Here is an 11825-nt window from a genome sequence, read left to right on the forward strand (position 1 = left end):
CACGCTGTTGAGTTCTCAAGGAACGGACGCTTCCTTCGGACCGCCTTCCAGCGGACCCTCCGGGCTTCGTTCTTTCGTGTTTCCAGCTTATCAGATGTTTTCCGCTCCGTTTTCCGGAACTTCATTCATCCGATTTCCCGAACTGGCCGGGTTCGCTTTCTGCGACAACCACCACGTTAGCGCATTCCGAGAGTTAACTCGAAATTCACACTCACACCCTGTCGACGAAAACGCCAACGAACCCAATCGAATGGGCTGAGAGGAGTGAGGGGTTGGTCTTGCTGAGTGGGGTGGCCGCTCCAGCGACTCGTTCAACACTAGGCCACCCGGACGGCATCGTCAAACGTCGAGGGCCGGATCTGTCCAGATCCGGCCCTCGGTGCTCGAAGCCACAGCTCAGAGCGGGTGCACTTTCAGCCAAGCCTCTCGGCTGACCATGTTCAGCCGGCCGAGACCAGCTCCGTCGCCGCGAGGTTTCGCTTGCCGCGCCGCAGCACCAGCCAGCGGCCGTGCAGCAGGTCGGCCTCGGTGGGCACCGCCTCCTCGTCCGTCACCTTGACGTTGTTGAGGTAGGCACCACCCTCCTTGATCGTCCGGCGGGCGGCCGAGCGGCTCGGCGCCAGGCCGACGGCGACCAACAGGTCGACCACCGGCTGGAGTTCGGCCACATCGGCCTTCGGGACCTCGGCCAGGGCGGCGGCCAGGGTCGGGGCCTCCAGGTCGGCGAGGTCACCCTGGCCGAACAGCGCCTTGGACGCGGCGACCGCGCGCTCGTACTGGTCGGCGCCGTGGACGAGGGTGGTGAGCTCCTCGGCGAGGGCGCGCTGGGCGAGGCGAGCGGCGGGGCGCTCGGCGGTCTCGCGCTCCAGCTCCTCGATCTCCTCCTTCGAGCGGAAGCTGAAGATCCGCAGGAAGTTGGAGACGTCCCGGTCGTCCGCGTTCAGCCAGAACTGGTAGAAGGCGTACGGGGTGGTCAGCTCGGGGTCGAGCCAGACCGTGCCGGACTCGGTCTTGCCGAACTTGGTGCCGTCGGCCTTGACGATCAGCGGCGTGGCCAGCGCGTGGACGGACTTGCCCTCGGCCTTGCGGATCAGGTCCGTGCCGGCGGTCAGGTTGCCCCACTGGTCGCTGCCGCCGGTCTCCAGGGTGCAGCCGTAGCGGCGGTTCAGCTCCAGGAAGTCCATGCCCTGGAGGATCTGGTAGCTGAACTCGGTGTAGCTGATGCCCGCGTCGGAGTTGAGCCGTCGGGCGACGGCCTCCTTGGCGATCATGTTGTTGACCCGGAAGTACTTGCCCACGTCACGCAGCAGGCTGATCGCCGACATCCCGGAGGTCCAGTCCAGGTTGTTGACCATGCGTGCCGCGTACGGACCCTCGAAGTCGAGGAAGCGCGAGATCTGGCCGCGCAGGCGCTCGACCCAGCCCGCCACCGTCTCGGGGTCGTTCAGCACGCGCTCCGCGGTGGGCTTCGGGTCGCCGATCAGGCCCGTGGCGCCGCCGACCAGGCCGAGCGGGAAGTTCCCCGCCTGCTGGATGCGGCGCATGGTGAGGATCTGCACCAGGTTGCCGAGGTGCAGGCTGGGGGCCGTCGGGTCGAAGCCGCAATAGAACGTGACCGGGCCGTCCGCGAACGCCTTGCGCAGTGCGTCCTCGTCGGTGGACAGGGCGATCAGCCCACGCCACCGCAGCTCGTCGACGATGTCCGTCACGGTCACGCTTCTCCTTCTATCGGGCGCCCGCCGGGTGACGGCCCGATTCTGTCGGGCCCCGGGTCGGTACGGCTCCAGCCTGATAGAGCCTACGCGGTTCCGGCCAGCGAGTTTGCCCCGAGGCACCCCGTCGGGACCGGCCGCACCTCCCGCGGGCCCCTCCGCGACACCGGAAATTCCGTTGTTCGTCGGCTGTGTGCCCATTCACAGTGGTGTCACCGCCGTGCGGCGGCAGTGACGTGTGTGGAGACGGTCGTGCCGCCGTGGCACGCCCGTGGGAAGGGTGTGCCGAGTGCGCAACACGCTGGTTCTGAACGCGAGCTACGAGCCCCTGACGACGGTGTCGCTCCAGCGCGCCGTCGTCCTGGTGCTCCAGGACAAGGCGGTGGTGGAGCAGGCGCATCCGCTGCGCTCGGTCCGGGGGACGGGCGTCACGGTTCCGGTCCCGAGGGTGATCAGACTGCAACGGTACGTAAGGGTGCCGTTCCGACAACAAGCGCCGTGGACGCGGCGGGGTGTCCTGGCCCGGGACCAGCACCTGTGCGCCTACTGCGGACGGCGGGCCACCACGGTGGACCACCTGCAGCCCAAGTCGCGCGGCGGTGCGGACAGTTGGCTGAATACCGTGGCCGCGTGCGCGGAGGACAACCAGCGCAAGGCGGACCGGACGCCGGAGCAGGCCGGGATGAAACTGCTGCGTCGCCCGTTCGTGCCGACCCCGCAGGCCAGCCTGATGCTGGCGCTGGGCCTGCGCGGCTCGGAGGCGCGGGACCTCGCCCAGTGGCTGCCGCCCGTCCAGGGTCTGCCGGTACCGGCGGCGTAGCCACCGGGCGGCGTGGCCCCCGGGCCGCGTAGCCGCCCTGCCGCGTACCCGCCCCCGCCGTGTACGGAAGGCTCTCTCAGTCTTTCGCCTGGTACCCGGCCGCCGTGCCGTAGTTGGCCGAGTGTTCGGGGACCACGACCACCTGCCCGCCGCCGATCAGCACCCGCCCGGAGACCAGCAGCGAGCCGGTCCCCAGCGGGAAGTTGCCGCCGGTCGCCTCCTGGCCGCCCGCCAGCGGGAACCGGGTGAGGTGGGCGGGCTGGTCGCGGCGTTCGTCGGCCGCGAGCACCAGCGAGCCGCCGTCGATGCCGACCGCCCTGACGGTGCCCTTGGCGGCGGTGGGGACCTTCCAGCGCTGCTTGCCGGTGTCCAGGTCGTAGCCGACGGCGGCGGTCGGCCCGCCGCCGTTCGGCGGGGTCAGGGTGGTGACCATCGTGCGGCCCTCGAAGAACACCTCGGGGGCGGCCGCGAACGTGCCGTGGGCGACGTCCAGTCGGCCGCCTTCGCTGACCACCGGGATCTCGGCGGCCGGGTCTCCGGCGGTGCCCCAGGCGAACACCCGGTCGTTCTCCGGCTTGTCCCCGGTGGTCAGGACCACGGCCGGCTCGGCGGACAGCACGGTCACCGTCTTCGGCTGGTTGTTCAGGCCCCGCCACCAACTGACCTTGCCGTCCGCGACGTTCAGCGCGACCGCCTGGTCGGCGGGCGTCGAGTCGGCGCAGGAGGAGGCCACCAGCACGGTCTTTCCGCTGACACCGCCGGAGAGGGTGCAGAACTTGCCCTGCCCGGTGTACTGCCAGACGTCCTTGCCCTCGGCCGACTCCCAGGCCACCGCACGGTCGTCGCCGATCGCGACCACCTTGTCCTCGGTGACGCCGACCCGCGCGGAGTAGGTGCCCTTGGCGTCCGAGAGGGTCTTGGTCCAGGCCGTCTTGCCCGTCTTGGTGTCCACGACGGTCACCAGCGCACAGGCGCTCTTCGGATCGGCCTGCGGACGGAACAGCACCGCGCCCAGGCCCGCCTGGTTCACGCCCGCCGACAGCCCGCACGGGACGCCCCCGACGGCCGGCGGCTCCACCGACCAGGTCGGCTTGCCGCTCGCGCGGTCGTAGGCGTGCACCCCGGAGCCGTCGGCGCGGACCACCGCGTCCGCCAGCAGCCAGCTGCCCACCAGCGTGTCGTCGCCCGCGGGCTGCCCGGCCGCGGCGGGCTGCGCGGACCACGCCCGGGTGTGTGCCACGGTGAACCCGGGCTCGCCACCGCTGCTCGCCACCGCGCTGCCGCCGCCCTCGGCACCGACCATCAGCCCGGCCGCCACCAGCACGCCCAGCGCGGCGACCCCGGCGCCGGCCTGCACCAGCAGGACCTTGCGGCTGGGCACGTGCTCCCCGGTCAGCACCGCATCGGCGGCCTTCCGGGCCTTCGCCGAGAACGACGAGCCGGACGCAGACGTGCCGGACGCAGAGGAGCCGGACGCAGAGGAGCCGGACGCCGAACCGGCCGCCTGACCGGAACCGGACCCGGACCCGGATCCGCCACCGCCCCGGCGGGCAGCGGCCCGGGAGCGCCCAGCGGGCCCGGCCGCCGACTCCGGGGGTACCTCCGAGGCCTTCTCCGGGAGGGGTGCGGGCTCCGGCTCGGCCTCCTCCAGGTGTACGTAGCCGTCCGCCGAGTACTCCGCCCCCGCCGGGACGTACAGCGCCTCCTCGGCGGACGGCTGCGGAGCGGCGTACGGCGTGTACTGCTGCTGCGCGTAGTCGGACGGCTGCGGGTACTGCGGGTACTGGGCGTATTCCGGGACCGGCTGGTACTGCTCCTGGCCTCCGTACTGCCCGTGCCCCTGGCCCTGCCCCTGGACGTAACCGCCGTCGACGTAACCGCCCTCGACGTACGCGGTCTGCCCGAACCCGGACTGCCCGTAGCCGCCCTGGTCGTATCCGGACTGCCCGTGACCGCTCTGCCCGTAGCCCGCCTGGTCGTACTGCGCCTGGTCGTACTGCGGCTGGTCGTACTGCGCCTGCTGCCCGTAGCCGGCCGAGCCGTAGCCCGTCTGCTGCTGCCAGTGCGCCTGTTCCTGCGGCTGCTCGTGCTGCCCGTAGTACCCGCCGCCCTGCCAGTCCGGCCGGCCCTGGGGGTGCCACGGCTGCTGCTGCCCGGCGTGGGCGTCTCCGAAGGGCTCCTGCGCCATCCGTTCCGTCCCTCCCGAGCCGCGCCTGCCTGCCGATGCGGCAGTCAGCATCTCACGCCCGTCCAGGGGGACAACCCGGGCCCTCGGGGTGCGCTCCCGCCCGCGTCCCGATCCCGCCTCAGGTCGCGGACTCGTCGCGCAGGGCCTCGTCGATGCGGGCGGCCATCGCCAAGTCCAGGCCGGTGAGGCCGCCGGCGCTGTGGGTGGACAGGACGAAGCGCAGCGTGCGCCAGCGGATGTCGATGTCGGGGTGGTGGTCGAGCGCCTCGGCCTGCTCGGCGACGGCGACGACCACCCGGATCGCCGCCGGGAAGTCCGGGGCGTCGGCGCTGCGGACGATGCTGTCGCCCTCCCGGGACCACTGCGGCAGCTCCGACAGGGCCGCCGTGATCTCGTCCTCGCTCAGCCGTGCCCTGTTGCTCATCGCTGCGCTCCTGGTGCGTCGTCGGTCCGGAGTACCCGGGTCGTCGGGGTCAGGCGGCCTTCCGGCGCGGACGGGCCACCAGCTCGCCGCCGCAGTTGGGGCAGCCACCGGCCATGGCCTCGGTGCAGTCCGGGCAGAAGGTGCACTCGTAGGAACATATCGAGGCGGGGCCGTCGGCGGTCAGCGACACCGCGCAGCGCTCGCAGGTCTCGCGCATCTCCAGGGCCATGGCGTATTCCTCCGACTCTCTTACTCTTTTGCTCTCTTACGGTCCGACGATCTGACGATCTGACGGTCGTTCGGCTCGGCAGCGACTCCGCTCAGGCCAGCAGCAACTTGGTGACGGCCACGAGGCCGACCACCACGATCACCCCGCGCAGCACGGTCGGCGGCAGGCGGCGGCCGACCTTGGCGCCGACCAGGCCGCCGACCAGCGAGCCCACCGCGATCAGCCCGGCCGCCGTCCAGTTCACGGTCGAGGTGAACAGGAAGAACAGCGCGGCGACGGCGTTGACGATCATCGCCAGGGCGTTCTTCACCGCGTTGATCCGCTGCAGCTCCTCCTGCAGCAGCATGCCCATCAGCGCCATCAGCAGGACGCCCTGCGCGGCGCCGAAGTAACCGCCGTAGATGCCGGTGAGGAAGACCCCGACCAGCAGCACCGGGCCGCCGTCCGGGTCGCCGCCGGGCCGGCGGCGGGCGGCGACGGCCTTGGCCACCCGGGGCTGGATGACCACCAGGACGAGCGCGAGCAGGATCAGCACCGGGACGATCGCGTCGAAGGCCGCGCTCGGCAGCTTGATCAGCAGCAGCGCGCCGACCAGCCCGCCGAGCAGCGAGGCGGTGCCCAGGCGCAGCACCCGGCGTCCCTGGTCGGCCAGTTCGCGGCGGTAGCCGATCACGCCGCTGAGCGAACCGGGCACCAGGCCGAAGGAGTTGGAGACGTTGGCGGTGACCGGCGGGATGCCGACGGCGAGCAGGACCGGGAAGGTGATCAGGGTCCCGGAGCCGACGATGACATTGATCATCCCGGCGCCGACCCCGGCCATCAGGACGGCGACCGCCTCCCAGAGCGTCATGGGTCACTTCTCCTCTCGGTCCTGTCCGAGGGGATCATGCCGGACCGCCCACCCGCCGGACCAGGCCCGCCCACCATTCGGGACGTACGCCACAGCTTCGGGGAGCCGAACCCCCGGGGGGCCACCACCCCGGAAGCCGCACCGCGAAAGCCCCGACCCCCGAAGCCCCGAACCCCCGAAGCCTCGAAGCCCCGAAGCCTCGAAGCCCCGAGGGCCTGCCGCCGTACGGGAGGCGTACGGCGGCGGGCCCTCGGCGAAGCACGGGAACCGGCAGGTCACTCCGGGTCGATCTTGGGGTACTCCCGGGTCGGCTCCACCCGGGGACGGGCCGCGCCCTTGTCGGTGTCCACCGGCCGCGGCCCGGAGGCCGGGTCGATCGGCACCTGGGTGGCCGCCGGGGGCGCCTGCGGGACGCTGGGCGCCGCGACCGCGCCGCCGTTGACCCCGCCGCCGTTGCCGGTCAGGCCGGTGAAGGCGCCGCCGAGGCCCTTGAGCGCGTCGCCGACCTCGCTGGGGATGATCCAGAGCTTGTTGGAGTCGCCCTTGGCCAGCTCGGGCAGGGTCTGCAGGTACTGGTAGGCGAGCAGCTTCTGGTCGGCGTCGCCGTCGTGGATGGCCTCGAAGACCGTGCGGATCGCGGCCGCCTCACCGTCGGCGCGCAGCACCGCGGCCTGCGCCTCGCCCTCGGCCCTGAGCACGTCCGCCTGCTTCTCACCCTCGGCCTTGAGGATCTGCGCCTGGCGCTGGCCCTCGGCGGTGAGGATCGCGGCGCGCTTGTCGCGGTCGGCGCGCATCTGCTTCTCCATCGAGTCCTGGATGGAGGTCGGCGGCTCGATCGCCTTCAGCTCGACGCGGTTGACCCGGATGCCCCACTTGCCGGTGGCCTCGTCCAGGACGCCGCGCAGGCCGGCGTTGATGACCTCGCGGGAGGTCAGGGTGGACTCGAGGTCCATCGAGCCGATGATGTTGCGCAGGGTGGTGACGGTCAGCTGCTCGATGGCCTGGATGTAGCTGGCGACCTCGTAGGTGGCGGCCCGGGGGTCGGTCACCTGGTAGTAGATGACGGTGTCGATGTTGACGACCAGGTTGTCCTGGGTGATCACCGGCTGCGGCGGGAACGGCACGACCTGCTCGCGCAGGTCGATCCGGTTGCGGACCCGGTCGATGAACGGGACGACGATGTTCAGCCCTGCGTTGAGCGTCCGGGTGTAGCGGCCGAAGCGCTCCACGATCGCCGCGCTGGCCTGTGGGATGACCTGGATCGTCTTGATCAGCGCGATGAAGGCCACCACGACCAGGACGACCAGGACGATAAGGACGGGTTCCACGGACTCTCCCCTAGACGACCAGGGCGGTCGCGCCCTGGATTTCGACGACGTCGACCTGCTGCCCGGGCTGGTACACCTGCTCCGGGTGGAGCGCGCGGGCCGACCAGATCTCGCCGTTCAGCTTGATCCGTCCGCCCTCCCCGTCGACGGTTTCCGCGACGACCGCGGTGGCGCCCTGCAGCGCCTCGATGCCCATCTTGACCTGCGGGCCCTTCTGCAGCTGCCGGTAGGCGATGGGGCGCACGAAGGCCACCAGCGCGACCGAGACCACGAGGAAGGTCACCGTCTGCAGGACCACTCCCCCGCCCAGCCCGGCCACGCCCGCGGCGGCCAGCGCTCCGACCGCGAACATGGCGAACTCCGGCATCGCGGTGATTACCAGCGGTATGCCGAGCCCTGCGGCGGCCAGGAGCCACCAGATCCAGCTGTCCACACGTCCATCCTAGGGAGCGAAGGCCTTCGAGGCGGACAGTTCCCGCAGGTCGAGGGGCGGAAACCGGTCGCACGTGCGACCGGTTCCGACGGCCTTCCGGAGGACGGGCGGAGGAGGGCAGAGGACGGGCCGAGGAGTGGTGGACGGTGCGTCAGCCCAGCGGCAGGCCCTGGGCCGACCAGCGGTCGCCGTGGCGCTCCAGGGTGAGCGGCAGGCCGAAGCACTTGGAGAGGTTGCGGGCGGTCAGCTCGGTGTCGATCGGGCCGGCCGTGAGCACCTTGCCCTGACGGATCATCAGGACGTGGGTGAAGCCCGGGGCGATCTCCTCGACGTGGTGGGTGACCATCGCCATGGCCGGGGCGAACTCGTCCTGGGCGAGCGCGCCGAGCCGGCGGACCAGGTCCTCGCGGCCGCCGAGGTCCAGGCCGGCCGCGGGCTCGTCGAGCAGCAGCAGCTCGGGGTCGGTCATCAGGGCGCGGGCGATCAGGGTGCGCTTGCGCTCGCCCTCGGACAGGGTGCCGAACTTGCGGTCGGTGAGGCCGGCCATGCCGAGGCGGTCGAGCAGCGCGAGGGCGCGGGACTCGTCCGACTGCTCGTAGGTCTCCTGCCAGCTGACCGTCATGCCGTACGCGGCGGTGAGCACGGTCTGCAGCACGGTCTGCTCGGCCGGCAGCTTGTCGAACATGGCGGCGCCGGCCAGGCCGATCCGGGAGCGCAGCTCGAAGACGTCGATCTCGCCCAGCTTCTCGCCCAGCACGCTGACCTTGCCCGAGGTCGGGAACAGGTACGAGGAGGCGATCTGCAGCAGGGTGGTCTTTCCGGCGCCGTTCGGGCCCAGGATGACCCAGCGCTCACCCTCGGAGATGGACCACGAGACCTGGTCGACCAGCGCGCGCCCCTCCCGGACCACGGATACGTCCACCAGCTCCAGCACGTCGCTCATGCCTACGCCTTCCCCAAAAAAACAAGATTCTCGGCCGTCGGTGCGGGCGGCGCGCCTACCCCGGCAGCCGGTGGGCACGGGGTGGGTGCGCCGCACACGCATGGGCAAACCTACGCCACGCGGATAACCGCCGATTCCGTAGGCTGGCCGGATGCTCGCGACTCCTGCCGACAATCCGTACGAAGAGCCCCGTTCGGGGCGGCTGGCCGCCTGGGGCAACGCCCTGCTGGCGGGCCTGGTGCCGCCCGACAACGCCGCCGAGGCCGTGCTGGGCGCCGACGAGAGCCACCGGGTGACCGGGCTGCCCGGGGACGAGCCGGGCGAGCAGCACGGGCTGACCTGGGCGCTGGGGCGGTTGCGGGTGCTGGGGGTGAAGGGCCTGCGCCTCGCGCTGCCCTCCGCCGGGCACCCGCTGGGGCTGACCGGCCCGCCGCCGTTCAACGAGCGCGCGATGGCCGCGGGCGAGGCGGTCCTGGCCGTGGGTGTCCCGCTCGGGCTGGTGCCGGAGGTCGAGGTGTACGGCCCGGCCGGGGACCGCTCGGCGACCGTGCTGTGGCGCTGCTTCGAGGTGGACGACAGACCGCCGGCGGACGTGCCCTCGCTGCACGAGGCCGAGCGCGAGCTCGCGGACGGGCTGCGCGAGGCGACGGTGCTGCTCACCCGGCTCGACGTGGCCGGCGCCGGACCGGAGGCGATGCGCGCCCTGGAGGCGTACCGCCGGCGCGGGCACGCCGAGCTGCTCGCGCCCGGCTACCCGCCGCCCGCCGTCCGGGTGCTGGAGTCGGCCCGCCAGGTGTCCGCCCTGCTGTCGATCGCCTCCGGCGGGCACGGCGCGGCCGTCAGCGCCTCCGAGATGGCCGCCCGGCAGTCCGTCCTGGCCCCGCTGTGGCGCACCGCCCGCCGGGCCCAGGTCGCCGCCTACAACGCCATCGTGGACGAGCGCGAGGCCCGCTGACCGCTCGCTGACGGCTCGCGGGGGCGGCCCCGGCAGTCGGCCGGAATCCGACCCCCGCCCGCGTCGGTCAGCCGCCGACGGCGCCCTCCCGGGCCTCGCCGTTGCGGACGGCCCAGAGCGCGGCCTGGGTGCGGTCCGCGAGGTCCAGCTTCATCAGGATGTTGGAGACGTGGGTCTTCACCGTCTTCTCCGACAGGTGCAGGCTGCGCGCGATCTCCCGGTTGGAGCGGCCGTCGGCGATGTGGCCGAGCACCTCGCGCTCGCGCTCGGTGAGGGTGCCGCCGCGGCCCTGCGGCGCGCGCGGGCCGTCGTCGGACAGCAGGGCCTCGGCCAGCTCCGGCTGGAGCAGCACGTGGCCGGCGTGCACCGAGCGGATCGCTCCGGCCAGGGCCTCCGGGTCCACGTCCTTGTAGACGTACCCGGCGGCGCCGGCCCTCAGCGCGGGGACCATCGTGCGGTGTTCGGTGAAGCTGGTGACGATCAGGATCCGGGCTCGGCTGCCCTCGCCCTTGAGCGTGCGCAGCGCCTCGATCCCGTCGACGCCGGGCATCTTGAGGTCCATCAGGACGACGTCGGGGTCGAGTTCACGGGCCCGCTCGACGCCCTCGGCACCGTCGGCGGCCTCCCCGACCACCTCGATGTCGTCCTGGACCTCCAGGAAGGTGCGCAGTCCTCGCCGGACCACCTGGTGGTCGTCGACCAGCAGGACGCGGATCGACGGTGTGCTCTCAGGCACCGGGGACCTCCATCTCGACGAGCGTCCCCCGGCCGGGGGCCGACTCCAGGGTGAGCGTGCCGCCGACGGCGGCCGCGCGGTCGCGCATCGAGGCCAGGCCGAGGTGGCGGCCGGCCCGGCGGACGGATACGGGGTCGAAGCCGCGCCCGTCGTCGCGCACCCGCAGCACCGCGCCGCGCGCGGGCGTCCCGGCCAGCGTGACGGTGACCCGGCCGGCGCCGGAGTGCCGCAGCGCGTTGTGCAGCGCCTCCTGGGCGACGCGCAGCAGCGCGGCCTCCTGGGCGGGCGGCAGGGCGCGGACGCCGTCGGCGGCGAAGGCGACGTCGGCGGTGTGCGCGCGGTCGAGGACCTGCACCTGGGAGGCGAGGGTGGCGCTCAGCCCGTCCTCCTCCAGCGCGGCGGGGCGCAGCTCCACGACGACGGCGCGCAGTTCGTCGGCGGCCTCGGCGGCGAGCCGGGCGACCTCGGCGAGCTCTGCGCGGGCCCGGGCCGGGTCGCGGTCGACGAGCTTGGCGGCGGCCTTGGCGGTGAGACGCAGCGAGAAGAGCTTCTGCGAGACGGCGTCGTGCAGGTCGTGGGCGATCCGGGCGCGCTCGCCGGCCAGGGTGAGCTCGCGGCTGCGCTCGTACAGCCGGGCGTTGGACAGGGCGAGGGCGGCGTGCGCGGCGAGGATCCGCAGCAACTCCTCGTCGTGATCGGTGAACAGGCCGCCGCCGCGCTTGTTGGCGAGGAAGACGACGCCCATCACCTGCGGCTCGTCCTCGGCCGCGTCGGTGTCCAGGATCGGCATGCCGAGGAAGGCGTCCATCTCGGGGTGGGCGGAGGGCCAGCCCTCGAAGGCGGGCGCCTTGCGGACGTCGGCGAGGCGGGTGGGGCCGGTCTCGTGCAGCATCGCGGCGAGCACGCCGTGCTGGCGGGGCAGCGGACCGATCGCCCGCCACTGCTCGTCGGTGACGCCGTCGACCACGAACTGGGCGAAGCCGCCGTGGTCGTCGGGCACGCCCAGGGCCGCGTACTCGGCGCCGAGCAGCTCCCGGGCGGAGGCGGTGATGCGGCGCAGCACCTCGCGGACCTCCAGGTGCCGGCTCATGGCGAGCAGGGCCTGGCTGACGGCCTCGATCCCGGACAGGCAGGGGTCGCAGGCGGGCAACGGGCCCTGGTGGGCCGGGTGGTCTCGGGTGATGCTCGACATACCGCCAAACTACCG

At 72.5% G+C, this 11825-nt stretch carries 13 protein-coding genes; 3 read left to right on the forward strand and 10 right to left on the reverse strand.

What is annotated here, in order from left to right; genetic code table 11:
- Positions 1–259, forward strand: a 259-nt coding sequence (locus ACZ3TI_RS08800) for a hypothetical protein (protein WP_465724937.1), incomplete at its 5' end; no start/stop codon positions are given.
- A gap of 181 nt (positions 260–440) precedes the next feature.
- Here ACZ3TI_RS08800 and tyrS read toward each other — a convergent pair.
- Positions 441–1709: a tyrosine--tRNA ligase gene (tyrS, locus tag ACZ3TI_RS08805; RefSeq protein WP_465725459.1), complete on the reverse strand. Its 1269-nt coding sequence runs from the start codon at positions 1707–1709 to the stop codon at positions 441–443.
- A 292-nt stretch (positions 1710–2001) separates the two neighbouring features.
- On the opposite strand from tyrS, the gene ACZ3TI_RS08810 reads away from it, so the two are divergent.
- Positions 2002–2532, forward strand: a complete 531-nt coding sequence (locus ACZ3TI_RS08810) for an HNH endonuclease (RefSeq protein WP_465724939.1) — start codon at positions 2002–2004, stop codon at positions 2530–2532.
- A 76-nt stretch (positions 2533–2608) separates the two neighbouring features.
- Here the strand turns inward: ACZ3TI_RS08810 and ACZ3TI_RS08815 are convergent, their stop codons facing one another.
- The 7 genes from ACZ3TI_RS08815 to ACZ3TI_RS08845 all read right to left on the reverse strand — a co-directional run bounded on the left by ACZ3TI_RS08815 (position 2609) and on the right by ACZ3TI_RS08845 (position 8927).
- On the reverse strand, positions 2609–4720 hold the full coding sequence (locus tag ACZ3TI_RS08815; protein WP_465724941.1) for a PQQ-binding-like beta-propeller repeat protein: 2112 nt from the start codon (positions 4718–4720) through the stop codon (positions 2609–2611).
- Positions 4721–4838: 118 nt separating this feature from the next.
- The gene (locus tag ACZ3TI_RS08820) at positions 4839–5144 is read right to left on the reverse strand and encodes a 4a-hydroxytetrahydrobiopterin dehydratase (protein WP_465724943.1); all 306 of its coding nucleotides are present in this window, start codon (positions 5142–5144) and stop codon (positions 4839–4841) included.
- A 49-nt stretch (positions 5145–5193) separates the two neighbouring features.
- Positions 5194–5373, reverse strand: a complete 180-nt coding sequence (locus ACZ3TI_RS08825; RefSeq protein WP_465724945.1) for a DUF1272 domain-containing protein — start codon at positions 5371–5373, stop codon at positions 5194–5196.
- Between the two features lie 91 nt (positions 5374–5464).
- Positions 5465–6223, reverse strand: coding sequence for a sulfite exporter TauE/SafE family protein (locus tag ACZ3TI_RS08830; protein WP_465724946.1), 759 nt, complete (start codon positions 6221–6223; stop codon positions 5465–5467).
- Between the two features lie 275 nt (positions 6224–6498).
- Complete coding sequence (locus ACZ3TI_RS08835; RefSeq protein WP_465724948.1) at positions 6499–7551, reverse strand: SPFH domain-containing protein; 1053 nt, start codon at positions 7549–7551, stop codon at positions 6499–6501.
- Between the two features lie 10 nt (positions 7552–7561).
- Positions 7562–7984, reverse strand: a complete 423-nt coding sequence (locus tag ACZ3TI_RS08840; protein ID WP_465724950.1) for an NfeD family protein — start codon at positions 7982–7984, stop codon at positions 7562–7564.
- Between the two features lie 151 nt (positions 7985–8135).
- Positions 8136–8927, reverse strand: coding sequence for an ABC transporter ATP-binding protein (locus ACZ3TI_RS08845; protein WP_218202525.1), 792 nt, complete (start codon positions 8925–8927; stop codon positions 8136–8138).
- A 151-nt stretch (positions 8928–9078) separates the two neighbouring features.
- On the opposite strand from ACZ3TI_RS08845, the gene ACZ3TI_RS08850 reads away from it, so the two are divergent.
- A complete protein-coding gene (locus ACZ3TI_RS08850) occupies positions 9079–9882 on the forward strand; it encodes a hypothetical protein (protein ID WP_465724953.1) in 804 nt (267 codons plus the stop codon).
- A 67-nt stretch (positions 9883–9949) separates the two neighbouring features.
- On the opposite strand, the gene ACZ3TI_RS08855 is transcribed toward ACZ3TI_RS08850, so the two are convergent.
- Positions 9950–10618: a response regulator gene (locus ACZ3TI_RS08855; RefSeq protein WP_465724954.1), complete on the reverse strand. Its 669-nt coding sequence runs from the start codon at positions 10616–10618 to the stop codon at positions 9950–9952.
- Complete coding sequence (locus tag ACZ3TI_RS08860) at positions 10611–11708, reverse strand: GAF domain-containing sensor histidine kinase (RefSeq protein ID WP_465725461.1); 1098 nt, start codon at positions 11706–11708, stop codon at positions 10611–10613. The genes ACZ3TI_RS08855 and ACZ3TI_RS08860 overlap by 8 nt, the downstream gene beginning before the upstream one ends.
- Between the last annotated feature and the right edge of the window lie 117 nt (positions 11709–11825).

It is taken from the genome of Kitasatospora sp. NPDC023120, from assembly GCF_055560835.1.